Raw genomic sequence first — 22,266 nt, forward strand, 5'->3', positions numbered from 1 at the left:
TGAGCTAAATATTAGCTCCTATTTGGTCGCCTGCCCGGGTTCAGGGACAGCCAGGCCTTCTTCCTCTCGGAGCTGGCGGCTCATGTCATCGCAGCTTTGCGACCAGTCCGTCAGCCACGTCGACATTTCGGGTGACTCGGCCAAACCCATCTCCCGGACGAGTTCTGCAGGCGCAACCGTGCCTTTGGCTGAGCGGAACAGACCGCGCATCACGACCACGCCCACCACGCGCCCTTTGCTCACGAAGCGGTGTTCCATAAAGCTCCATTTATCGTCCCAGCCGAGTACCCGGGTGTGAATCTCGAAAGACTCGAACAGTTTCAGCTCACGCCGAAACTTGCCCCAGGTATCCCCAACGATCGGCACTGCCCTGTGACGCAGCGCCACTCGGTAGGCACCGCTACGCAGGACAAAGTCCATGCGGCCTACATCGGCCAGGGTGAAATACCGGCCATTGGTGACGTGCCGGTTAAGGTCGAGGTCGAGTGGCCAAACGCGCATGCGGATAACGGTGGTGGCCAGCGCGTCAACCGGCTTGCGCCACGGACGACGAAACAGCATGAGCAGAAGCCGGAACCAGAGATTCATAAGTACGCCGAGGATTGAGGAGAGCGGTGCACTTTAGGGCAGGGCACAGGAGGGAGGTAGGTGTGTAAATGACTTTTTCCATGAGTAAAGCGCAATTGGATCATTTATGCGTCGCATCGCGGTATTCCGCTCAGGAATGCGCCCATGAAAATCATGAATTTTCTTTATGGCTGTGGATCTCGTAGCGTGTCTGCTCCCATATGGAGATGACCCCGTGAATAATTCCCGTCTGCGCCTGTACGTTGATGCTCAATTCACCAGCCCCTACGCCATGTCGGCTTTCGTGGCGCTTCGCGAAAAGGGCATCGAGTTTGAAATGAGCCCACTGGATCTCGACGCGTCCGAAAACCAGGCAGAGGACTATGCCAGCCTCTCGCTAACCCAGCGCGTACCGACGCTCGTGCATGGCGACTTCGCCTTGTCGGAATCGTCGGCGATCACTGAATACCTGGAAGACGTTTTCCCCCAGGCGCCGGTTTACCCACAAGACCTGATGCAGCGTGCGAAGGCGCGACAAGTCCAGGCATGGATTCGCAGTGACCTGCTGCCCATTCGGCAGGAGCGATCCACATTGGTGGTGTTTTATGACCTCAAATCCGGGCCTTTGTCGCCCGCTGCCGAGTCGGCAAAGCGCAAGCTGATCGGTGCCGCACAAACGCTGCTGGCTGACAGCCCCGAGTACCTGTTCGGTCAATGGTCGATCGCCGATGTGGACCTGGCCTTGATGCTCAACCGGCTGATACTCAACGAAGACGCCATGCCACCCGCGCTGGTGGAATATGCGCAGCGCCAATGGCAGCGGCCTACGGTGCAGGAGTGGGTCAAGTTGCAACGGCCTGCGATGTAGTCAGCGTGCAATCAGGTCAACGTGCGCTCAATAAATTTTGCACAATGACCTGATTGACGATCTCGGGATGCGTAACCGGTCCCATAGGGCTTCAAGGCTTCGGTGAAGCCGCCAGTCATGATGAAATAGCCACCCGCTTTTGTTGTCAGCAACACCTGATTTGGAGCCGAACATGAAAAACGCCGCCGTACTCACCTTGGCCTTGATGCTCAATACCGGGTTATTCAGCATGCAAGCAGAAGCGGCGGGGGATGCCGAGGCAGGTCAGAAACTGTTTAACCGCATCTGCGGTGGCTGCCATCAAGTAGGGGATTCGGCCCGGGGTTCTTTCGGCCCGCAACTCAATGCCATTATTGGACGCTCAGCGGGAAGCACCACCGACTACCAATACTCATCCGCCATGAAATCTTCAGGCGTCGTCTGGACCCGCGAAACACTCACTGCGTACATCGAAGCCCCAAAAGCAGTGGTCCCCGGAACCCGGATGATTTTCTGGGGCCTCAGCGATCCGGAAAAGATCGAAAACCTGTTGGCCTACCTTCAGACATTTCAGCCGCAATGATCTGTGGCTCATCAACAATCATTGCGTTTTTGAGTGCCGCGTGAAGTCTGTATAAGTGATATCAATAGGCCACTTCATCCGTTAGAGTAGACGCTGCCCGAGAGATGGATCCCGGGTATTTCTAATGGAGTTATTCAGTGAATTATCTCAGCAAAGTTGTTGCCGTAGCCCTGTTCGGTCTGGTGTTGGCGGGTTGCACCGGCGCCCCGATGAAAACTCAGCAATACGACAGCAGCCAGTACACCGTTGTCGGCCATAGTGAAGCGACCGCCACTGGCCTCCTGCTGTTTGGCGTTATTCCGATCCAGCAGAACAACCGTTTCATTCGCGCTCAGAATGCGGCGATCAAAGCCAAAGGTGGCGATGCCATGATCAACACCCAGGTACAGGAAAACTGGTTCTGGGCGTGGGTCCTGACCGGTTACACCACCAAAATCTCCGGTGATGTGGTCAAGCTGAAAACCGTTCAGTAAGCACAGTGCTCGCCTGTCCGGCGAGCACGCGTTGTGGCGAGCGAGCTTGCTCGCGCTGGGCTGCATAGCGGCCCCAAAAATCCGGAATAGTCGTCAATTTTTGTGAGTGCTATGCACTCAAGCGGGAGCAAGCTCCCTCGCCACAGATTTCTCACTCATTGATTACACCTCACGCCCATGCCTCTCCGAGTACCTCCAGACCGGCGTTTTTCAGGTCCTGCGGGCTCATGACCACACGCAGTTTGCAGTTGGCCTGGAAGTTGAGAAAGAAGGGTTCGGCGTACCCCGGAATTTCGGAAGGATCCACTATGTCGATCAGAAAAATTCCACTTCGCATGCCATCGTGCTCAGTGAAATAAGCCGCCTCCGGCTTAATGGTTTCCAGGATGCGGTTCATGATGTCGCCGACCTTCCCAGACCTGACCAGCGCGTTGAAAGGTTCATGGGGGAACTCGACCATCAGTAGCATTTTCATTATTCGATACTCTGTTGAAGTGGCGTACTCCTTACCGAATCCTTGCTCCAGGCGGTGATACCGCAAGCCCAGCTTTCAGCCGTGCCAGCGGTGTGTGTGGTTAAGAATAGCGAAGGGTGAGAGGCCGTCGGGGCAGGGTTACGGACGGTCATCTTTGATGGTTCAGTATGAGGCCAATGGGCAGCTAAACGCCTATTGGCATGAAACCAGCGTCGTCTATAAAGATGCCGACTTACCGATCCCCATTTACTGCTGTACCGGCGTGCAGAGTTCTACCAGCGTACCGTCAGGGCATCGAACGTAGGAGACGGTTTGTCCCCAGGGCTTGGCGCTTGGCGCAGAGATTTCGACGGCGCCCGCTTTCAACGCTCTGGCATGCGCCGCTGGAACATCCTCGGTCACCAGGCCGACTTCGATTCCGAGTGGTTTGGGGGAAGAGTGCGCCGAAACATGGCCGGTGCTGAAGTTCATCACGGCCAGTTCATCAGCGGCGAATGCCAGCGCGGTTTCTCCCGTTTCGAGTTCGCCATAGGTATTGGATTCATGGAGGAAGCGAACGCCAAGCCCGAAAGCTGAGGAAAAGAACTGGAGTGAGGCAGGAACGTCCGGGACGTAGATGATCATGTAGCCAAATTTCATGAGCGAGCATTCCTTGTCGTGTCAATTGAGCGGTGAATCTAGCAGATTGTTTCTCCATTAAGGTGTCCACGGAGCGTGTTTGACCGATCATCCGCTTGGTGGAAAGCAACTAAATGCTGTCTAGTCTTGAAATAACTCATGAAAAAAGCCCGGCTTATTAGGCCGGGCTTCTTGTGGGGGACCGCTGTAAAGCCACTCATTCATGCGGCACGATTTTGAATCAGACGATCGGAGCCACCTTCAGCGACGCGGTTCTCGATCAAGCGATCGGAGCCACCTTCAGCGACGCGGTTCTCGATCAGACGATCGGAGCCACCTTCAGCGACGCGATTCTCGATCAAACGATCGGAGCCACCTTCAGCGACGCGGTTCTCGATCAAGCGATCCGAACCACCTTCAGCGACGCGGTTCTCGATCAAACGATCTGAACCACCTTCAGCCACACGACTTTCAATCAGACGATCCGAGCCGCCTTCAGCGACGACCGGGTGAGCAGAGGAAGCGGCGAAAGCGTTAACTGCAAAAAACGAGAAAGCGATGCTGAGAAGGATTTGGCGTTTCATGATGGTGTGCTCCGGGGTGTTATTGGTTGGGTATGGAGCGGATGTTACGCCGAGGATTTTTTATGAGAACTTCATTGACGTGATGGTGACTATCGACGCCAGCAATGGATGGAACGTCTTCTCGACCGGATGGCGACCGGGCCAATAATAGCCGCCCGAACTTGACCCCCCCATACTTTCGAACGGATTTTTTGCCTCTCCATATCTGACTGTTGCGTCCAAATCTATCCCCACTGTATCTGCTTGGACCTGACTATCACCGGTTAGCATTACTCACCAGCCAAGGGAGGTACTGCTCTATGCCGGACGCCACTAACCTCTACCTGTTCATTGTTGCGGCCTTGCTGTTGTTGATCGTGCCTGGCCCTAACATGGCTATCGTCAGCAGCCATGCAGTTGCCCATGGCTGGCGCGCCGGCCTCGCCGCAGCCTTAGGAATAACCCTGGCCGATGTGCTGATGACCATCATGGTTAGCGCAGGGCTCGGTGCTCTGGTGATGAGTTGGGCGCCGGCGTTTGACTTGCTGCGGTGGGCAGGGGCTTGTTATCTGATGTGGCTGGCCTGGCAGGCAGTGAAGACTCCCCCTGCGCAGACTGATACTCAAGCCACACAGGCTTCGATGCGGAAGATCTTTGTCAGGGCCACGCTCAACAGCCTTTTAAATCCCAAGGCGTTGTTGTTCTTCATGGTATTCCTGCCGCAGTTTGTCACCGTAGGTGCCAGCAACGTCACCTCGCAATTGATGTTCTTGGGCTTGTTGCTTGCGCTGATCGCATTGATCTTCCATTCACTGCTCGGCTTCTGTGCCGGACGGCTGCATGGACGCCTCGGTGAAGGCATGATTTCCAAGCGCCTTGCTGCTTATGGCTTCGCGGCGGTAATGATGGCTCTAGCAACTCGTTTGCTGGTGCTCAGCCAACCGGCTTAAAGGGGCGACCTTATGAACCTCGCCAAAAACCGTTAACCGACTCGGTCCCGCCGCGTAGAGCAATACTCCACAATGAGTTGAGTGACCGCTGCCACAATCGCCTGATCCGCCTCAGGAGAGCTAAACAACCGAAACTGCGCATCCGGCAACTCTGGCAACCCTTGTTCTGCGCCAATAGCCGTCAGTCCTTGCCCCAACTGACTGACGGCCATGGGCGCTATCGCGAAGCCGGAAAGTGCCGCCGCTCGCAATCCAGCAGTGCTGCTGCACAACATCGCCGTGCGTTGGGCGATTCCTGCCCGAGCCAGCCGTGTCAGCGCCACCTCGCGATAAGGGCACGGCTCGGGGAACAGGGCCAGGGGCAGAGGCGTCGGTAACTGGGTGACGGGTTGCGCCGACCAGGCCCACACCAGCGGTTCTTGCCACAGCAGCAGCCCCGTGTCGCTGGTTTCGCACAGAGAACCGATGACCACCTCCAGATGCCTTTGTTTCATCAAGGCCAGCAACGTGCCAGGAATGCCCACCTGCAGGTCGATCTCCATCCCTGGGTACTGCGCCGCGAACTCCTGGAAAGTGCGCATTAATCGCGATTCGACAAAATCTTCGGATACCCCGATCCGCAGTCGCCCGTGAAACGGCGTGCGCGTCAGTTCTGCCCAGGCATCACGGTTCAGCGCGAGGATCGTGCGGGCATATGAAACCAGGCGCTCGCCATCGGGAGTCAGTTGCTGGGAGCGGGTGGTACGGCGCAACAGAGGTTTACCAATCTGTTCTTCCAATCGCCGCACATGCCCGCTGACCGCAGACTGGGTCAGGTGCAGCTTCTCGGCTGCGCGGCTGAAGCCTTCTTCATCGACGACGGTGACAAATGTTTTGAGTAGCAGAGTGTCGAACATAGTTTGATATGTGATTAATGGCTTATATATTTGCGATTTATATTCCAAATAAAACTATGTTGCAATGTTTGCCACCTCCCTCCATCACCCCCGAGGCATGCAATGACAACGCTTCTCCATATCGAATGTTCCCCGCGCAAACAGCGCTCGGCCTCCCTCGAAGTCGCCCGCAGCTTCATCGCGCGCTATCAAGAAAACACCCCAGACACCGAAATCATCACCCTCGACCTTTGGAACATGGCTTTGCCGGAATTCAATGATCTGGCAATGGAGGCCAAATACGCCGGACTCAATGGCACGCCATTGACCCCGGTACAACAAGACGCCTGGAGTACGTTGAAAGATCTGGCCGCTCACCTGCACAACTCGGATGTACTAGTGATGTCCGTACCGCTGTGGAATTTCAGTATTCCGTACAAGCTCAAGCATTTCATCGACTTGGTATCGCAGAAAGACATCCTGTTCAGCTTCGACCCGGAGCGCGGTCTGGAAGGCATGCTGCATAACAAAACCGCCGTGGTGATGTACGCCCGAGGCATGGATTTTTCGGCGCAGTCGATCACGCCGTCAGAGCGCTTCGACTTCCAGAAGCCCTACGTGGAAGCCTGGCTGAAGTTTATCGGCGTGACGGATGTGCATTCGGTGATTGTTGAGAAAACCATCCTGGGGGAAGACGTTGACCTCAGCGCGCGTGAGGCGGCGACTCGGCAGGCCAGGGGGTTGGCAGACAGCTTGTTCGCTGGCGCAACGCAGGCCGGGCGCAAGGGAGGAGAAAGCAGCGGCGGCGGGGGACGCAAACCCTGATGCCGCATGAAGCAACTCAAGCCCCGTGTTCGTCAAGGGGCTTGATTCATGGCCGGCGGATTTCTTGACCTGCTATTGAAAAGCACTGACAATCTTGTGGTTTTTAAGCGGTTTACTCAGGATGAGAATAGAGTTTTCATGGAAGATTTAATTAGAAAGTTGGATCTGGTTTCATTACGTCTATTTGCCGCTGTATGCCAGGAAGGCAATATTTCACGCGCAGCGGAGCGCGAATTTATTACACCATCGGCGGTAAGTCGCAGGATCTCGGAAATTGAAGCGCTGGTTGGGCTTCCGCTCATTCATCGTCATGCTCGCGGTATCAGTGTAACGCCGGCCGGAAATGCAGTATGGCAAAGTGCGCTGACTGTAGCGGACAGCATTCAAGAGCTGGGTGCCGAACTCTTGCAGTTCAAGTCCGGGACAAAAGGGACCGTTCGCGTCGTTGCAAATCTTTCCGCCGTCGTGCAGTTCCTCCCTGAAGACATTGCCGCGTTCGGGCAGTTATTTCCAGAAATTGATGTTGAACTGGAAGAGCAATCCAGCCTGCAAACCATGCGTACTATTGCGGGACATGGAGCTGATTTCGGTATCTGCAACGAAGTTTGTGGTCTGGATTTTTTTGATGCAGTGCCCTATCGAACAGACCAGCTATACATACTGCTTCCAAAACACCATCGCCTTGCAGACGCCGGCTCGTTGAGTCTTGCCGACTTGACGTCGGAGAAGGTGATCGGCTTGAAGTTGGACACCTCATTGATGCAGCTGTTGAAAAGAGAGTATGCGGCACTGGGTGCCCGGTTCACCACCAGCATCCAGGCAGGCAGTCTTGAGGCCATGTGCCGTATGGTGCATGTGGGATTGGGCGTCGCCATCGTTCCGAAGCTCGTCGGTGAAATGTATGTTGATGTCCTTGATGTCGCGTTGCGGCCTTTATGTGCGCCCTGGGCGACGCGACAATCATTCCTGATTTCCAATGGTCGTCATGGACTAAGTGCCTCGGCAAATGCACTTGCAGGTTTCTTGGTAGAAGGTAAAGATTTTTTCCGTTCGAATGTTCATTGAGCAAATGGCGATGCATGGACATGGTCCATGACACCGCCCTTGCCAAGCGGGCTCTCTGCCGTCCTGCCGTCAGACCTGCGTTTTGTTTGCCTCAGGTGACATGATTGCCTTTATGCCTTCACAGAAAGCGAGAACATCCTCGCGCTTGGAGAGTGGACTGAAGGATACACGTAGTGTGGCGCTCATTTGGGCAGGTGTAAGCTTCATGGCGCTCAACACACGAGACGGTACAGGGGAAACACTGCTGCAAGCGGAGCCTTTGGACACGCAGATGTTCCGTTGCGCAAGAAATTTCATAGCCTCGCCCGCATCCAGCCCGGCGAAACAGAGAGAGAGCACATAACCTGACGTTTCACCGTCCAGCGTATTGACCGAAAACTCAATATTCAGGCGTGTAAGCGTCTCTTGAAGGAGAACGTTCAACTCCTTCACATGGTCATGATATTCATCTGCGTTTTTTTCATGATGGCGAAGCGCTCGGTATAACGATTCGATACCATACAGGTTCTCGGTTCCTGGACGGATTCCAGACTCTTGTTCCCCACCGAATTGAGAAGGAAAGAGCCTGAGGCGATGACTCATGAAAAAAAAGCCGATGCCTTTGGCGGCCCCCAGTTTGTGGCCTGAACCAATCAAGGCATCAACGTAAGTCAGATCAGGCGCTCCAACTTTTGTAATCATTTGAACGCCATCGCAAATGATGGAAATTTTCGGGTCAAATGCCTTTACTCTTTTGGCTATATCACCGATGGGCTGGCACACGCCCGTTTCATTGTTAACGCCCATGATCAGAACCATGGCGGTGTGTTCGTTGAGCAGGTCATACAAACAGGCGCTTTCTATGATGCCACGACGGTCGACGGGGACGATATGAACAATAAAACCCAGTTGCTGCATATGCTTGACGGTATTGAATACCGCAGGGTGTTCGATGGCACTGATGATTATTTGATTGCGTGGCGACTGGGTCGTTGTTAAGAAACTGCAGTGCCCTTGGATAATAATATTTGCCGCTTCAGTGGCGCCTGAACAAAAGTAGTACTCGCCCGCCCGACCTCCGAGCAGTGTGCTCAATTGCGTCCTGGTCTTTTCAATCATGGCTTTGGCGGCATGGCCCGCAGGATGATCACTGGACGGATTTCCTGGCGCGGGACAGAAATTGACAGCGTCTTCGAAAGGTAAGGCAGAAGCAGCGTTGTCGAGATATACCATTGTCGATGTCATTTAAACGAGCTCCATGTTATTGCTGCGCAGTACATCCTGTACTTTATCTATAAAGGCGATGCTTTCCAGACTGGAAGTGCCTACCGCATTTTTCTCAATGAAAGAATATTCGATCTGTTCTTCCTGATTAATGATGATCTGCGCGCAATTTCGAGCGAAATGTTCAATCAATACATTGGCGGCCACTACGCCGCGCCCTACCTTTTCTCCGATGAATTCATCATCGCCCCTCGCGTACACGGCAATATGATCAGTAGTGTTATCGAATTGGCAAAGTAACCCGCCATAGGTCGCAGGACATAGTACGCGTCCTCCCGTCTCATAGAGGTTGATCACAGGATTCTTTTTCAGGCGAGCCAACGGACAATGCTCCAGGTCGCGTTGATTTATCGAGCCGTGATCTTTCCACCACGCCCCGCCAAAGTAGGCGTCCTCAACCTGGGTATCGTAAAGATACGGCGTCGTCAGCGAGAACAGGCCCTGATTTTCCGTTGAAAGAAAAAGAGCGTTGGTTTGCTGGAATGTCTCGTGGACGTAGCCTTGATCGACTACTTTGAGTTGTTCAATGCCAGAGCGCGTGCGATTGAGTATCTTCTTAAAGAGCTTGTTGCCCGTGGACTGCAGAATGACGTTGACTCTATCGAGTGGTACATCATAAGCATCAAGAAGATTTTTGTAGGCCTCAGGGATATAGGCAGACTTCTGTTCACCTTTCAGGCCTTGGGTGATTTTACGGCGTTCATCATTTCCCCCCTTGATACCAACGAGGTCAGACAGGCACAGGTTAAGCAGAACGTCTCTGTTCGTGCGGACTAATGCCTGATATATCTCGACCCCTAATTTGAAGGTGAGAGTTTCTGTCTTGCTCGGCGTTCCTTGTAGGCCGAATCGATAACCTTGGTCTGCCGAAAAAATGGTGGTGTGCCCGCAGTCGATGACAATGTTTTCCCGAAATTCCTTTTGTAAGGTGATTACTTGAACGATCGACTTGATATCCATAAGTTGTACTCAGTCCAGATTGAAAATCTTTCTTCTTATGTAGGCCCTGTAGAGGCCATAGGGCCTGCCAACCACACCCGCGATGACACAGAATATCAACGCGGCCCTCAACGCCTGCGTGAGCGAGGCGCCACTCATGCTCATATTGATCATATAGAGCGGAAGTTCGAATGACAGATAGGCCAGCGTATCCACGATATAAGGTTTTATTCCAGTATCGCTTGCTGAAATCTTCAGCTTCCTGAACACGAAGTCACGCCAAATACCGAATGGGCGGGCGGTGCCTGTAATGATAAACAGCCCAATAAATCTGGCTGTCAAGTGCGTGGTGAACGTCATTTGCGCGAAGCCAAGCTCAATAGGTATTGAGATCAAATAGCAGAAGGTGTTGAGCGCAAAAGTGTCTGCCCAGAAATTTTTCAACTTCTGAGCATTGGGTGTTATTTTCAGTTCGTTATCTAGAGAGGGCATGGCGGACCGACAATGTTTGCCACGATAATCACGGCATTTATTTACGTTAATCGTGAAATCATACGAGATTCCTGTTTGCCCCCCCATCTTGTTTGCACACGGCTGGCATTCCCGATGGAGATGGCTGGTTTTTTTGAGTGAGGGCAAGCCTGGTTATCGCGACCGACGCCTACGCGCGGGATCAAAATCGCTGTACGCGTTTCGGCGATCATGGCCCCCAGAACGGTGCGGCCCGATCGTCCTCGGTTCGATCCCGCGGATTGAGTGCTATATAGCCTGAGTCAGCACCTGGCGCATTGTGCCCAGGCCCCGCGTAGAATCTCCAAACTGCCAGCCCCCATTCGAGACGGACCCTCAATGCAAATCTCCACCCAATCCCGCCCCCTCTGGCAAACCTACCTCCTGTTCCTCGCCCCCATGGTCCTCTCCAACTTCCTCCAATCCATGTCCGGCACGATCAACAGCATCTACATCGGCCAACTGCTCGGCACCCAGGCTTTAGCCGCTGTCTCGGGCATGTTCCCCGTGGTGTTCTTCTTCATCGCCCTGGTCATCGGCCTCGGCGCGGGCGCTGGTGTGTTGATCGGTCAAGCCTGGGGCGCTCGGGAGTTGCATTTGGTGAAGGCGATTGCCGGTTCGACGTTGCTGTTGGGGGCGATGATCGGGTTGGTGGCGGCGGTGTTGGGCAGTGTGTTTGCGCGGCCGGCGTTGCAGGGCTTGGGCACGCCGGTGGATGTGTTGGACGATGCGGTGGCGTATGCGCATGTGATGATGTGGATCTTGCCGTCACTGTTGGTGTTTGTGTTGTTCACGCAGTTGCTGCGTGGGGTGAGTGATACGGTGTCGCCGCTGTTGGCGCTGGTGGTGTCGACGTGTGTGGGGCTGGCGCTGACACCGGCGTTGATTCTCGGCTGGTCGGGGCTGCCGCAGTTGGGGATTCAGAGCGCGGCGTGGGCGGGGTTGGTGGGTAACTTGGCGGCGATGGGATGGTTGGCGTGGCGGTTGATTCGCAAGGAGCATCCGCTGGCGCCGGATCGGGAGATGTTTGCGGCGATGCGGCTGGACATGGACATCCTCGGCAAGGTGTTGCGTATCGGGCTGCCGACCGGGTTGCAGATGGTGGTGTTGTCGCTGTCGGAGTTGGTGATTCTGGCGCTGGTGAACCAGCACGGTTCTCAGGCGACGGCGGCGTATGGGGCGGTTACGCAGATCGTCAATTACGTGCAGTTCCCGGCGCTGTCGATTGCGATCACGGCGTCGATCCTCGGCGCGCAGGCGATCGGGGCAGGGCGCATCGAGCGTATGGGGCCGATTTTGCGCACGGGGCTGTTGATCAATGTGTGCCTGACCGGTGGCCTTGTGGTGTTGGGTTATCTGCTGTCGCACTGGTTGCTGGGGCTGTTCCTCACGGATGATTCCACCCGGGCGATGGCCGAACACTTGTTGCACATCATGCTCTGGAGCCTGCTGGTGTTTGGCTTCCAGGCAATCGTTGGCGGCATCATGCGCGCCAGCGGCACGGTGTTGGTGCCGGTGGCGGTTACGATCGTTTGCGTGGTCGGGGTGCAATTGCCGGTGGCGTACTTGCTGGATGCGCGCTTCGGGCTACAAGGGGTGTGGATGGCGTTTCCGGTGGCGTATCTGGGCATGCTGATGCTGCAGACGCTGTATTACAAAATGGTCTGGCAGCATCAGAAGATTGAGCGGTTGGTGTAGGGCCTTCGTTTGAGTGCGAAATTGCACTCCACTTGACCAGTCATTTGCATCGCATCTGACCACCGGTTGCATGGGATTTGACTGTCATGCTTCGTAACCGTGATCGGCAGAGAATTGCGCATTGCAGCCCTTCTCGACAGGCAGCAATCGGCCAAAAGTGGACGGTGGACACGATGATGGCAAATGAGTAGTGTCACGGAAGCTGCATTCGACTCTACAAGGCAGCAGGGCTTGCCGTCATCCATGTCTCGTTTCTCCCTGAGCAATGTCGCGTATGCCGCGACCACCTCTACGCTAGATAAGGACTTCCAGGACGACAAGGAACGTTGTACGACACGCCATCGAGACAAGAAACGTGACATGGCATGTCGCCTAATAGCAGTTAGCAATCACGAGGCAGCAATGTCGAATCCGGTAAAAGACTTCGGAACCACCGCCCAAGGCTTGGCGAAAAATCCGCTGGGGATAATTGCGCTTTTTATAGTGCTAATCTATGGCTTTGCATGTCTCGTCGTCGGGGTATCAGGACATCTGGAAGCTACTGAGCGCACGCCAATAATCTGGTTTATGGTCGTCTTCCCAGCAATCGTCCTCGGCGTATTTGGTTGGCTTGTCAGTCAACACCATACAAAACTATATGCCCCCTCCGACTACAAAGACGAAAGCCATTTCCTTGAGGCTGTAACCCCAGAGCTAAGCCAATTGTCGTTCGCATCCCCTGGAGCAAATGGCAACGGAACATCCAAGGTTGCAACAACGGCAGATGACTGGACAACCTCAAGAAATTCAATATACGAAAGCAGCAAAGGCTATTTCATAGCTCATGTCCTCGAGCCATCCCGAAAAGAGGGGCAGGAATATGATGTGTTTATTTATCTAATTCGCCACAAGAGCAAAGAGTATTCAGACCTTGAAAAAGCCGAATTTTTCTTCGGAAGCTACTGGGGAAACAAAATATATGTCGGCTCCAAGGCTGGCGAATACATTGGTGTTCGCACATCGGCATATGGTCCATTCCTTGCTTTGTGCCGGCTTACATTCAAAGACGGATCATCCGTAATAATTAACAAATACATAGATTTTGAAATGGGCTTTGCCGTCAAAAATTTTCTTCGTAGTGAACGCTAACAAATGGTTCAAGCCGTTCGCTTCGCTCACTCGGAACCGCGTTCCGCGGCCCCTTAACCAAACGTTGGGCGTCACAAAGAAGTACTCATGGACATCGCACTTCTTCTTGAGCGCCTGCGGGTGGTGTCGAATGACGATCTACGCGCTAGCCTTCTCACACAGAATCTGAACATTGATAACTCAAAGCTCCAAACCGCGTTCCAATGCGTAGCTGCGAGTCATGATCTGAGCAACCCAGATATTGATTTCCGAGGGCCTCCAGATATTCCTGCCCAAGTAATTCGAGGTGGTCGCCTCAGAGCATCAGCAGTCTTTATGGTCTTTTCTACTCTCTGTTACATGAGGAGCGAGCATCTTGAGCGGGGCTTAGACGATGTTCCAGAAAACTCTGCACTTCGGGCGTTCCGAGATATCTATCGCGCCGGTAGCATCAAACGTGGCGAGGACACCTTGGTTCAGCACATCCGCAACGCGCTCACGCATGGCTCATTTCAATTAGGGAAATCCCCAGAGATCACTTTTATCGATAGGGAGTGGCAAGAAACGCTGGTTCTTGATCAAATCTTGGAACTCTGCGAACACGTCCATCGCCTATACCATGAGGCATTCTCGGACGATGTTCTACGGCCACCCCATTGGTCCAGGTACGGGCAGGAGAAGTCGTGAAAGTGACGCCCAACAATGCGCTCAAAGCGCTCACTTCGTTCGCTGGGACTGCGTTCCGCGGCCCCTTAGCTTAATCATTAGGTCCCGTGATGCAACCAGCTCTACAGCGTGCGCGCCACGCAAATTATCCCGGCACCAGGAGGCAGACAATCAAGCCTGGCCGAGTCGTATTCGTTATCGTCAAGGACTCGCCCTGTGTCCGTTTTGTAAATGAACAGGGCGACTCAGCCGCAAGTCCACCCTTTTGTGTCTGTGTGGGTCAACGTGTCCTCTGTCGATTACCTTGGCTGGAGTAAAAGCGCAGTTGGAGACTTCCGATCCAGGAAATATGTGAACGACTGCTTCTGGCCGATGCTGTTGAAAAAGTCGACTTCGGTTTCCGAGGCAGAAAATTACGCGCCTGAGATTGAAATCTGTGTTTTGGGCAGAGGGTTCAGGACTCGGATTTCACGTGGCAGCGTGCAAAAGAGGTGTTTTCACCCATCAATATTCGAGCGTTATGGGCAAACCGACTTTTTCAACAGAATCGGCCGCTCTCTGCCGGTCACGACAGGCGGGAGCCGGTTAATGCCGGACGATCAGCTCTGGGGCCGCAGCCGACTGGAAGCGGTCTATCAGGCTGGCCAGAAGTAGCCGTTGATTCCGTTTGACAAATTGCCAGCTCAGTCCGTCACGGGCTGAATGCTGGGTGTTAGTTCGTCTTGTGGCTCGCTTGCTTCAAAATTGGGTATAGGAATTTTACGCAGTTTGCTCGCCATCTGTGCCTGAGCAAGTGATCGCAGGAGGACGAATGAAATGAACGTCAACACAGCCAAAAAATATCCAGCAATAATCCGCTGTTCAATTAAAGATTTTTTGATTTTTTTGAAGTTATCTGGGGACAATGTTTCGCAGATAACACTTACATCGTCCTGGGTCAGGGCTTCGAGGGGGAGTTTTGAACAGTTGCTTTGAGTGACAGAGAACTCCGGAACATTTTTTTCAAAGAAAAAATTTGTCGCCGTAAAACCATCTGTCCAGAAAATCACTTTCGATTCTTTTATAGTCAACAGTACACTTTCGCTACCCAGCATGTAAGCAGTGCCAGTTGCAAGCACGCCAAATGGAATCAAAAAGGCTATTACTAAACTTCTTATCATTCTGATCGGTGGGTTTCCGAAAGCCCATGGCAAATCGCGAATCCAGCCTCGAGCAAAAGATAAGTCTTTGATATTAATATTATGTTCTCTTGTCCACTGTGCTGTGGCCAACAAAACTTTCATCGAAGGAAAGTTGATGCCAGTTCGAAACCTGAAACCCTCAACATCACGGACGTCAGCCCAATATTCCTTTAGTGTCGGATTTTGTATTTCTCCACCACCAACCATCCTCCAAACTCTATCGTAGAGAAAGTGCGCTGAGCGAGCACGAATAATAGCCCATACAATCAACGCGCATAGAATTGCGGTGGTAATCCAAGGATTGATATCTTTCAGGCTGCCTACGACACTGTCGAGAAGTTGTACTTGAGTTTCAGGCTCACTCATTTAAAAACTCCATTATAACAAGCTCAAGTCGACTAAGTTGGTTTTTTTTCATTCAATAACCTGCGGGTTTCGGCCAGGAGCAGTCGTTATCGACTGACCGCTAATGCAGGTGTCGAAGGGAGGACGTAGCCAGATAACCGAGGGAGACTAGTCAAATATAAATAACTAAATATTGTTCATATCAACAGCATAGCCCGAATTTCGCAGTTCTTTTGCGACGGCGTAATGCCACGCACCATGGTCGTCTAGCGAAACGTAAACCACTCCACTGATGTCGTTTGGGAGTTCAACGTCACCCTTGACCAGAGCGCAAACATTTGCACGGCCAAGCTTAGAGATCATATAACCGTGCTCAAAAACCACATTCTGTCGTGCGCGAAACTTCTGATCTTCTACACCAGCAAAGCCACCAATATCACATGGTGTATATAAGACAATGGCAAACCCTACGCTGGTGTGCTCTTCGATTTTTTCAATAATTGTCTTACCTGCGCTTACCTGCTCGTGAAGAATTATAGCCTTAAATCCAAGCTTTTCGACAAAACGTGCAGCCTCGGTTTTTGCGAGACTATCTCTTCCATGAACGATAAATACGCTCTTCTTGTCAGTTTGCTTCGGGAGCGACGTTTGAATGCTAGATGTTAGAATTCCACCTACTGACTTAAGAATATCCTTTGTAATGTCGTCAACATACTTGTCACTATTAACAATGACAATCTGGGTATAGACAAATAACACGCCAGGACTAACAGAGCTTTGTGCGATATTAGATAGCTCACCTAGTGTTTTATCTGAGCTTTTTATCTTCAGCAGGCGGATATTGTTGTACTCAATATATCTACCGTTAATATAAATTTGCTTCTTTTCAGAGTATGGCCTAGCAATTAATTCGGCTATTTCATCGAGACTTTCACAATTTAATTCATAGCAGCGCTCATAATCGCCTTTCTTGTTTTTTTCGCTGGTTTCCACGATTACATGATAGTACATAAGTCGTCACGCCTTTGATAAACAATCCGTTAAAACACAAGATCCGCGCTTCCCGAACGTGTCCGATGTCTGCGTTAGCCGAAACAGTACTACGCGGATGTGCGTCTAACAAGTACATCGCCGATGTTTGACAACGACAACCTATCTAGCTTCCGAAGTATCTGATTCGAGAAAGGCGAGAAACAGAAAGAACCGAATCTGGTCTTTGGACAAATGCCCGCTCTTGGCCGCTCTCTGCCGGTCACGACAGGCAGGAGTCGACCAGAAGCGGTCAAGGCGGATGAAATTACCTTGTACCAACCTACGATGTTGTATGTAATTCCAAGCCCATTCAGTGCATAAAGTGGTTCACAGGTATGGACACCAGTACCCTCACACTCCAAGAGTTGTATCGTCCGGGAAGCTCCTCAAATGGCTGCACCGTGGTCGACAGCGGCCTCATCTGAATCGTGGCTTTCGAGCCAACCCCGATCAGTCGCGACAGGCTGAAAACGTCCAGGTATTACCTGCAAAAAACTCCTAGCGTCCGACAAAAAAATCCTAACCGTTCTGTTTCATGCGGACTAAGGTTCCCACAGGTAGTGCATCAAGCACTGATCTAGGAACTCTACGAAACTGAAAGCGTGCCACTGGTGCCTTGCTCCACGCGACCTCTTTGGGCATGGCCCCGACCGCTAGCGATACCGTCTCCGAGCCGCAGTCGCCGCAGGAGTTGGAGTGGACCTGGGGGCTAAACGGATGGCCAACATCTGGCTAAAAGCAGGCTCAATGCCAGCTCAGCGGCAAGGCTCATTGCTACCATCGTGCTTCTTGTATCTGAAAAGGATTCCCTCTATGCGTAAGTTACTTTTTCTAGTCATGCTGGCAGTTGTTGCAACGGGCTGCTCCAGCCGTAAAGACTTCTACGCAACCGGCGGGAGCAGAGCGGACGGCTCGATCGACATGGCTTACGACTTCAAGCCCTTTGAGACACCGGTCGTTGACTATAAGCAAGCTGAGTCAATTGCAAACAGCAAATGTGCGGTTTGGGGTTACAACCGCGCCGAACCCTTCGGTGGGAAAACTCAGAACTGCCAGGCCCGAGACGGCTGGGGTAATTGCACTGCAGGCCAGATGATCGTCAAATATCAATGCATCGGTAACATCACACCAGCTAACCAGGCCTCAGCTCCAACGCTCACGTCGGTTCCGGTTGGTATGATGACTCCCGCTCAGTACAAGGAAGCGCGTGTGAAAGCATTGATGGATCAACACCTACCCTATGCCGAGTACCAGAAGCAGTATCAGGCGATCATGGCTGAGTAATTCCGTCGATACTGGTTCACGGTGCGGCTCAATTTCTCCGAAACTCCCTGAGAGACGGCGTGAAACTGAGCCAGGTTTTCACTCGAAAAACTGCACTGTCGCTTTACTGCCATTGTTTGGCCAAACTTCAGCGATCACAAAATGTGAGGCGCATATCCGCAATGACCACTTCTGGCCGATTTCTGCCTGTCGCGATGGGCAGAAAATCGGCCAAAAGCCTCCGTATGTTACTTAGTCCAAAGGTACGCACAGATAGCTCAACGGCAAGACAAACTTGCTCTGCAGTAAATCTAAATACTCCGCATCGTCACCGTATAAAGGCTCTCGTCCCACCGCAACTAAACTGATCGTTTTTTTGCGCACCTGAGTATGGTAGGCGTATTCGAGCAACTGCCCGATAGCTTGCCGCAGGACGGTGCGAGGCAACAGATCTGACTTAATCTCATAGAGGATGAGCGCATCCTGGGTCTCGACAGTTATATCGATGTATTCACGTTCTGCAAGTACGATGTCGTCTGGATAATCTTTCTTCAGCTGCTCGAGTAGTTTCTTCTGCATCCTTGCATGCTCAGCTGTGCGCTGATAAGTCACCGTCCTAGTAGTGGGCTTGATCTTGGGGATGGTGATCCAGTCCTTGCCATATGGTTTCCGCCGCCCCCCAAGCGTTTGGTCACCCTCGACAACCATAGAATAGAGCTGATAGCGCTTGCATCGCTCTATAATTGGATCGTCGGGTTTCGAGTACTCATCAGCGTCGTAAAGCGTGACGTTATCCAGCCGAAATCGGATGTTAAATACGTACGGGGCATACTCGTCATGCCCCAAGTTCTCAGGATTACGACCAAGCTGGACAATCTCTTCACACATCTCTTGAAACCAGCCATTTCTTTGGAACAATGCGAGCGCATCTTGCGCTTGACGGTCGGTAAGGCATTCCACTTCTCGAATTTCACCCACGTACCGGCGTTTTGCTTTTGGCTCAATGCTGAAGAGGTGCAGATCGAATGGTTGCGTGCCCTTGAGTAATCGATTGCGGCTTTTGTTAACGCCTTGCACGAAAGCGTAACGCCAACCATCAACGACCCAATCATCTCTGAACAGCCATTCCTCATGGCCGAACCCGAATTTGCTTGTATAGGAGCTTTTGACCTCTTTGGCCGGCGCTACGCCCGAGGGCTTCTTCCAGTTGTCCGTGTTGTAACAAAGCCTCGTTAGATACTTCATCGCCGCTTCCTGCATGAGAGATATCAGCTGGACATTACTTTATAGATCGTTGGAATTGTAGCCAGCGACGAGCCGCATTGCCGAGGTTTCATGTCTCACTCACCGCCCATCGATATTCTAGACGCGGTCACCGACCGCTTTGGGTCATAACGAGATTTTCGTTCTGGTTTTAACTGTTGAACCTGTCCCAAGACGTTTTCACACAGCTTGGAGGCAGGAGCGCCGATCCGGCCATGCTGGGCTCAATTCGCAATCAGAGGTGTTTCGCGCTTTCGCCAGTAGTACAAAGTAAACTCGGGCCCCAAGCCTCTTACCCCTAGCATCTAGGCTAAGCTAGACGGGAGCTGGATAAAGCTAGTTTACGGTCGGCACACTTGTTGAGTCGCCACCACGATCCTGACGTAACGAGCGATGAAGAATGTGGGACAGCTTAATTAGAACGCTGCATGCGAACGTGACCGTCGAATTTGGGATGCTTCAGTTAGCACGACAACCTGACTGCCCTTCCTGGCGTCGACACAGGTCCCCAAATCGCTTTGAGAATTTGCACAACGCGCTCTTCAACGATAAGGGGGCATATGCCGCCTGTACGGGGAAGTCGGCGTATCCCAAACAGAAATATTCGGTGGCCGGTCAGCTCGTAGTGCCCTTCGCCGCCGCTTGGGACCCAAATACCAGGGTGGGGTTTCTAGTGCGCGCTGCGGCCCCCTATCCTGAAATCACTATCGTGTCCGTTGATGTACTTGAGGCTATTGAGCCCGCGACCGAGCATGAATTGCTAAACCGGCTTTCGTGGACTTTCGGTACAGCGGCTGACGATTACGGCGTTCGCTGGCTTACAAAGAGCAACATTCAGCTTCCAACCAACGAATGCTGAGCGCATCACGAGATGCAACAAAAGCTATGGGGCATTCATGGTAACAACGCAAGGTGCTGAAGGCGCCAGCGGCTTCCCTTAGTATTCCTTCTCCCCGTGCCCCTCTACTGGGTCGGTGCCGCCCCCTAATCAACCTCCTCGCAGACATGTGCAACTTAACGACGTGTAGAGCCCACAAGATAGCAGTGCTTCCTTGTGCCATCGTCACATAAGCCAACCCGGTGATGCGACAGCTACCGACTTTAGACGGTCGAACACTCGGACTATCTATAATGGGTCGTTCTCTGCCGGTCATGGTCACGAAGCGTGATGGTCAATTCCGATGCAAATGACTGGTCAGGTCGAATGCAAATGGGTGGGCAAGTCTGTGCAATTACCCATTTGAGTATCAAGCGCTGCTCTTGAGCCAGGTTTCGAAGCGCGTCGGCCCGATGATGGGGTGTTCTCCCGGCGTGAGCGAATGGTCATCGATTGGCGCACCGAAGTAGGGGACTGTGTCGTCCGCTTGGGCCTGACGCGGATCGTTGGTGTTCTGCAAGAACAAGCGCACGAATTCCACCAGCGGCCAGCGCTCTGGGCCGGCCACTTCCAGGGTCTGATTACTCGGTGCTTGCACGGCGACCTTTGCCAATGCCGTCGCGACATCGACCGCGGCAATCGGTTGTAGCTCGGCGGAGGTCAAGCGCACGGTGTCGCCTTCCTGGACGCCCGAGTGCGAAATGGCCCCGATGAACTCGAAAAACTGCGTGGCCCGCAGGATTGTGTAGGGGATGCCTGAGTCCTTGATGAGTGTTTCCTGGGCCATTTTCGCCCGGAAGTAACCGCTGTCGAGCATGCGCTCGGTGCCCACCACCGACAGGGCGACATGGTGTTTGACGCCGGCGGCCTTCTCGGCGGCGAGCAGGTTGCGCCCGCAGGTTTCGAAGAATTCGAGCACGGCAGCGTCTTCGAAGGAGGGCGAGTTGGCCACGTCGACCACCACGTCGGCGCCTTGCAAGGCGGTTTGCAGTCCTTCGCCGGTGAGGGCGTTGACGCCGGTGCTAGGTGATGCGGCCAGGGTTTCATGCCCCAGGTCTTGCAGGTTTTTGCACAGGTGTTTGCCGATCAGCCCGGTACCGCCCATGACGACGATTTTCATGACGAGTCTCCCGATGGGATGTCAGTCCCGAGTGTCGTGTTGGTGGACAGATCGAGGGGCTGACGTTGAATCCTGCAACCATTAAAGACCCGCAATGGGACTGCTTCGTGTTGTCCGATAGGTGGTTCGATCAGATGCTGTTCGGGTTATCTGAAAAAAATGCAGAGATGCGCACAAAAAGACCGGAAAAACAGACTGGCGGGAATGTTATATTGCCAGCCTTTACATCCCGTCATGTTTTGAAACATGACGGTGTGCTTGAGGCGACTCAAACGGCTTTTCAGTATCCAGCAGTAAGATAAATAACGCGCCGAGGATTGGGCGCAAGGCTTCGTTATGCATGGCAGGAGGCGTTACATGCGTTGTGTTCTTTCACTGCTGATTACGTTGGTCTGCGCTCAGGTGGCGTGGGCCGAGCCCTCGGCCGAGTTGTCGGAACCGGTGGGCGGCTGGCGTTATTCCGGCCTGCTGGACCGCAGTGAAAACCCTCGCGTCGCCTATCCCACGCCGCCCATCGACCGCGGCGTGCAGCGCAATCGCACGATGATCGAAGGCCAGCTCAAGGCCATCGGCACGCTACGTCCGCCCCACAGCCTGGCGGTCAACGGTAATCCCCTGAATCTGTACACCGACGACCAAGGGCGTTTTGCCCGGCCGTATGCGTTCGGCGCCGGGTCCAACAGCGTCGAAGTGCGCAGTTCCGAGGGCAAGTCGCTCAAGCGCGTTCAATTCTACGAAGCCAACAACCTGCGTACACCGGCACGAATTCGTGTGGTGTTGGGTTGGGACGATCCCAAGGCCGAACTCGACCTGCACATTATTACCCCCGACGGCCAGCATGCGTTCTGGGCACGCCCGGCGATGAGCAACGGCGGTGGGCTGGACCCGGACGGGGTCGATGGTCCCGGCCCGGAAATGTTCACCATGACCGCGCCAATGCATGGCACCTATCTGGTTTACGTGAACTATTGGGGCAACTTCGGCAGCGGCGGCTATAACTTCGATGAGACCAGCAACCAGAACGAGGTGATCACCTCGCAGATCAACCTGGTGCTCAACGAAAACACCGTCGACGAAAAACGCGAGACGTTCATCGTTCCCTTGCGGGCGATCGGCGACCTGCTACTGGTCAAGACTTTCAACTATTAAACATCCCGCACC

At 53.3% G+C, this 22,266-nt stretch carries 24 protein-coding genes; 12 read left to right on the forward strand and 12 right to left on the reverse strand.

The window, feature by feature from the left end; all coding sequences use genetic code 11:
* Nucleotides 1-18 precede the first annotated feature (18 nt).
* A complete protein-coding gene (locus tag ACZ9BB_RS05530) occupies nt 19-588 on the reverse strand; it encodes a thioesterase family protein (RefSeq protein ID WP_476212870.1) in 570 nt (189 codons plus the stop codon).
* Between the two features lie 214 nt (nt 589-802).
* On the opposite strand from ACZ9BB_RS05530, the gene yfcF reads away from it, so the two are divergent.
* The 3 genes from yfcF to ACZ9BB_RS05545 all read left to right on the forward strand — a co-directional run bounded on the left by yfcF (nt 803) and on the right by ACZ9BB_RS05545 (nt 2,470).
* Entirely contained in the window at nt 803-1,435 is a 633-nt protein-coding gene (yfcF, locus tag ACZ9BB_RS05535; protein ID WP_476212871.1) for a glutathione transferase, read from the forward strand.
* 172 nt (nt 1,436-1,607) lie between these two features.
* Nucleotides 1,608-1,997 carry a c-type cytochrome gene (locus tag ACZ9BB_RS05540; RefSeq protein ID WP_476212872.1) on the forward strand — a complete coding sequence of 130 codons (390 nt, stop codon included), beginning with the start codon at nt 1,608-1,610 and terminating at the stop codon, nt 1,995-1,997.
* Between the two features lie 137 nt (nt 1,998-2,134).
* A complete protein-coding gene (locus ACZ9BB_RS05545; RefSeq protein WP_476212873.1) occupies nt 2,135-2,470 on the forward strand; it encodes a hypothetical protein in 336 nt (111 codons plus the stop codon).
* Nucleotides 2,471-2,639: 169 nt separating this feature from the next.
* Here the strand turns inward: ACZ9BB_RS05545 and ACZ9BB_RS05550 are convergent, their stop codons facing one another.
* The 3 genes from ACZ9BB_RS05550 to ACZ9BB_RS05560 all read right to left on the reverse strand — a co-directional run bounded on the left by ACZ9BB_RS05550 (nt 2,640) and on the right by ACZ9BB_RS05560 (nt 4,147).
* Nucleotides 2,640-2,945 (reverse strand): panthothenate synthetase, encoded by a 306-nt coding sequence (locus ACZ9BB_RS05550; protein WP_476212874.1) that lies wholly within the window; start codon nt 2,943-2,945, stop codon nt 2,640-2,642.
* A 246-nt stretch (nt 2,946-3,191) separates the two neighbouring features.
* Nucleotides 3,192-3,584 (reverse strand): VOC family protein, encoded by a 393-nt coding sequence (locus ACZ9BB_RS05555; RefSeq protein ID WP_476212875.1) that lies wholly within the window; start codon nt 3,582-3,584, stop codon nt 3,192-3,194.
* A 200-nt stretch (nt 3,585-3,784) separates the two neighbouring features.
* Nucleotides 3,785-4,147 (reverse strand): hypothetical protein, encoded by a 363-nt coding sequence (locus tag ACZ9BB_RS05560; RefSeq protein WP_476212876.1) that lies wholly within the window; start codon nt 4,145-4,147, stop codon nt 3,785-3,787.
* A 299-nt stretch (nt 4,148-4,446) separates the two neighbouring features.
* Between ACZ9BB_RS05560 and ACZ9BB_RS05565 the strand changes: the two genes are divergently transcribed.
* Nucleotides 4,447-5,076, forward strand: coding sequence for a LysE family translocator (locus ACZ9BB_RS05565; protein WP_476212877.1), 630 nt, complete (start codon nt 4,447-4,449; stop codon nt 5,074-5,076).
* A gap of 32 nt (nt 5,077-5,108) precedes the next feature.
* Here ACZ9BB_RS05565 and ACZ9BB_RS05570 read toward each other — a convergent pair whose 3' ends face one another.
* A complete protein-coding gene (locus tag ACZ9BB_RS05570; protein ID WP_476212878.1) occupies nt 5,109-5,972 on the reverse strand; it encodes a LysR family transcriptional regulator in 864 nt (287 codons plus the stop codon).
* A gap of 102 nt (nt 5,973-6,074) precedes the next feature.
* Between ACZ9BB_RS05570 and ACZ9BB_RS05575 the strand changes: the two genes are divergently transcribed.
* Nucleotides 6,075-6,776, forward strand: a complete 702-nt coding sequence (locus tag ACZ9BB_RS05575; protein ID WP_476212879.1) for an FMN-dependent NADH-azoreductase — start codon at nt 6,075-6,077, stop codon at nt 6,774-6,776.
* 48 nt (nt 6,777-6,824) lie between these two features.
* A complete protein-coding gene (locus ACZ9BB_RS05580; protein WP_476212880.1) occupies nt 6,825-7,841 on the forward strand; it encodes a LysR family transcriptional regulator in 1,017 nt (338 codons plus the stop codon).
* 69 nt (nt 7,842-7,910) lie between these two features.
* Here the strand turns inward: ACZ9BB_RS05580 and ACZ9BB_RS05585 are convergent, their stop codons facing one another.
* From ACZ9BB_RS05585 to alaE, 3 genes are read right to left on the reverse strand one after another with little or no spacing between them, the layout of a single operon-like run.
* On the reverse strand, nt 7,911-9,065 hold the full coding sequence (locus tag ACZ9BB_RS05585) for a cysteine desulfurase family protein (protein WP_476212881.1): 1,155 nt from the start codon (nt 9,063-9,065) through the stop codon (nt 7,911-7,913).
* Nucleotides 9,066-10,064: a hypothetical protein gene (locus ACZ9BB_RS05590; RefSeq protein ID WP_476212882.1), complete on the reverse strand. Its 999-nt coding sequence runs from the start codon at nt 10,062-10,064 to the stop codon at nt 9,066-9,068.
* Between the two features lie 9 nt (nt 10,065-10,073).
* Nucleotides 10,074-10,535 (reverse strand): L-alanine exporter AlaE, encoded by a 462-nt coding sequence (gene alaE / locus ACZ9BB_RS05595; protein WP_476212883.1) that lies wholly within the window; start codon nt 10,533-10,535, stop codon nt 10,074-10,076.
* A gap of 357 nt (nt 10,536-10,892) precedes the next feature.
* On the opposite strand from alaE, the gene ACZ9BB_RS05600 reads away from it, so the two are divergent.
* From ACZ9BB_RS05600 to ACZ9BB_RS05610, 3 genes are all read left to right on the forward strand, one after another.
* Nucleotides 10,893-12,251 carry an MATE family efflux transporter gene (locus ACZ9BB_RS05600; RefSeq protein WP_476212884.1) on the forward strand — a complete coding sequence of 453 codons (1,359 nt, stop codon included), beginning with the start codon at nt 10,893-10,895 and terminating at the stop codon, nt 12,249-12,251.
* A gap of 183 nt (nt 12,252-12,434) precedes the next feature.
* On the forward strand, nt 12,435-13,379 hold the full coding sequence (locus ACZ9BB_RS05605) for a pYEATS domain-containing protein (protein ID WP_476212885.1): 945 nt from the start codon (nt 12,435-12,437) through the stop codon (nt 13,377-13,379).
* Between the two features lie 87 nt (nt 13,380-13,466).
* Complete coding sequence (locus ACZ9BB_RS05610) at nt 13,467-14,045, forward strand: hypothetical protein (RefSeq protein ID WP_476212886.1); 579 nt, start codon at nt 13,467-13,469, stop codon at nt 14,043-14,045.
* A gap of 662 nt (nt 14,046-14,707) precedes the next feature.
* Here ACZ9BB_RS05610 and ACZ9BB_RS05615 read toward each other — a convergent pair.
* Nucleotides 14,708-15,571, reverse strand: a complete 864-nt coding sequence (locus ACZ9BB_RS05615; RefSeq protein ID WP_476212887.1) for a DUF6216 family protein — start codon at nt 15,569-15,571, stop codon at nt 14,708-14,710.
* Between the two features lie 165 nt (nt 15,572-15,736).
* Nucleotides 15,737-16,561 (reverse strand): TIR domain-containing protein, encoded by an 825-nt coding sequence (locus tag ACZ9BB_RS05620; protein WP_476212888.1) that lies wholly within the window; start codon nt 16,559-16,561, stop codon nt 15,737-15,739.
* A gap of 834 nt (nt 16,562-17,395) precedes the next feature.
* Between ACZ9BB_RS05620 and yecR the strand changes: the two genes are divergently transcribed.
* Nucleotides 17,396-17,866, forward strand: a complete 471-nt coding sequence (gene yecR, locus ACZ9BB_RS05625) for a YecR family lipoprotein (RefSeq protein WP_258696304.1) — start codon at nt 17,396-17,398, stop codon at nt 17,864-17,866.
* 231 nt (nt 17,867-18,097) lie between these two features.
* On the opposite strand, the gene ACZ9BB_RS05630 is transcribed toward yecR, so the two are convergent.
* Together ACZ9BB_RS05630 and ACZ9BB_RS05635 are read right to left on the reverse strand one after the other, a co-directional pair.
* Nucleotides 18,098-19,090: a hypothetical protein gene (locus ACZ9BB_RS05630; RefSeq protein WP_476212889.1), complete on the reverse strand. Its 993-nt coding sequence runs from the start codon at nt 19,088-19,090 to the stop codon at nt 18,098-18,100.
* 1,265 nt (nt 19,091-20,355) lie between these two features.
* Nucleotides 20,356-21,105 carry an SDR family oxidoreductase gene (locus tag ACZ9BB_RS05635; protein WP_476212890.1) on the reverse strand — a complete coding sequence of 250 codons (750 nt, stop codon included), beginning with the start codon at nt 21,103-21,105 and terminating at the stop codon, nt 20,356-20,358.
* 65 nt (nt 21,106-21,170) lie between these two features.
* Between ACZ9BB_RS05635 and ACZ9BB_RS05640 the strand changes: the two genes are divergently transcribed.
* Together ACZ9BB_RS05640 and ACZ9BB_RS05645 are read left to right on the forward strand one after the other, a co-directional pair.
* Nucleotides 21,171-21,407, forward strand: coding sequence for a hypothetical protein (locus ACZ9BB_RS05640; protein WP_476212891.1), 237 nt, complete (start codon nt 21,171-21,173; stop codon nt 21,405-21,407).
* Between the two features lie 55 nt (nt 21,408-21,462).
* Nucleotides 21,463-22,254, forward strand: a complete 792-nt coding sequence (locus ACZ9BB_RS05645; RefSeq protein ID WP_476212892.1) for a YfaP family protein — start codon at nt 21,463-21,465, stop codon at nt 22,252-22,254.
* The last annotated feature ends 12 nt before the right edge of the window (nt 22,255-22,266 follow it).

Source organism: Pseudomonas sp. TE3552, assembly GCF_056278945.1.

Bases quoted from the DNA above. Each gene is read 5' to 3' on its own strand.
- ACZ9BB_RS05530 (WP_476212870.1), bottom strand. From the start codon at position 588: ATGAATCTCTGGTTCCGGCTTCTGCTCATGCTGTTTCGTCGTCCGTGG.
- ACZ9BB_RS05540 (WP_476212872.1), top strand. From the start codon at position 1,608: ATGAAAAACGCCGCCGTACTCACCTTGGCCTTGATGCTCAATACCGGG.
- ACZ9BB_RS05550 (WP_476212874.1), bottom strand. From the start codon at position 2,945: ATGAAAATGCTACTGATGGTCGAGTTCCCCCATGAACCTTTCAACGCG.
- ACZ9BB_RS05555 (WP_476212875.1), bottom strand. From the start codon at position 3,584: ATGAAATTTGGCTACATGATCATCTACGTCCCGGACGTTCCTGCCTCA.
- ACZ9BB_RS05560 (WP_476212876.1), bottom strand. From the start codon at position 4,147: ATGAAACGCCAAATCCTTCTCAGCATCGCTTTCTCGTTTTTTGCAGTT.
- ACZ9BB_RS05565 (WP_476212877.1), top strand. From the start codon at position 4,447: ATGCCGGACGCCACTAACCTCTACCTGTTCATTGTTGCGGCCTTGCTG.
- ACZ9BB_RS05570 (WP_476212878.1), bottom strand. From the start codon at position 5,972: ATGTTCGACACTCTGCTACTCAAAACATTTGTCACCGTCGTCGATGAA.
- ACZ9BB_RS05575 (WP_476212879.1), top strand. From the start codon at position 6,075: ATGACAACGCTTCTCCATATCGAATGTTCCCCGCGCAAACAGCGCTCG.
- ACZ9BB_RS05580 (WP_476212880.1), top strand. From the start codon at position 6,825: ATGGCCGGCGGATTTCTTGACCTGCTATTGAAAAGCACTGACAATCTT.
- ACZ9BB_RS05585 (WP_476212881.1), bottom strand. From the start codon at position 9,065: ATGACATCGACAATGGTATATCTCGACAACGCTGCTTCTGCCTTACCT.
- ACZ9BB_RS05590 (WP_476212882.1), bottom strand. From the start codon at position 10,064: ATGGATATCAAGTCGATCGTTCAAGTAATCACCTTACAAAAGGAATTT.
- alaE (WP_476212883.1), bottom strand. From the start codon at position 10,535: ATGCCCTCTCTAGATAACGAACTGAAAATAACACCCAATGCTCAGAAG.
- ACZ9BB_RS05600 (WP_476212884.1), top strand. From the start codon at position 10,893: ATGCAAATCTCCACCCAATCCCGCCCCCTCTGGCAAACCTACCTCCTG.
- ACZ9BB_RS05605 (WP_476212885.1), top strand. From the start codon at position 12,435: ATGAGTAGTGTCACGGAAGCTGCATTCGACTCTACAAGGCAGCAGGGC.
- ACZ9BB_RS05610 (WP_476212886.1), top strand. From the start codon at position 13,467: ATGGACATCGCACTTCTTCTTGAGCGCCTGCGGGTGGTGTCGAATGAC.
- ACZ9BB_RS05615 (WP_476212887.1), bottom strand. From the start codon at position 15,571: ATGAGTGAGCCTGAAACTCAAGTACAACTTCTCGACAGTGTCGTAGGC.
- ACZ9BB_RS05620 (WP_476212888.1), bottom strand. From the start codon at position 16,561: ATGTACTATCATGTAATCGTGGAAACCAGCGAAAAAAACAAGAAAGGC.
- yecR (WP_258696304.1), top strand. From the start codon at position 17,396: ATGCGTAAGTTACTTTTTCTAGTCATGCTGGCAGTTGTTGCAACGGGC.
- ACZ9BB_RS05630 (WP_476212889.1), bottom strand. From the start codon at position 19,090: ATGAAGTATCTAACGAGGCTTTGTTACAACACGGACAACTGGAAGAAG.
- ACZ9BB_RS05635 (WP_476212890.1), bottom strand. From the start codon at position 21,105: ATGAAAATCGTCGTCATGGGCGGTACCGGGCTGATCGGCAAACACCTG.
- ACZ9BB_RS05645 (WP_476212892.1), top strand. From the start codon at position 21,463: ATGCGTTGTGTTCTTTCACTGCTGATTACGTTGGTCTGCGCTCAGGTG.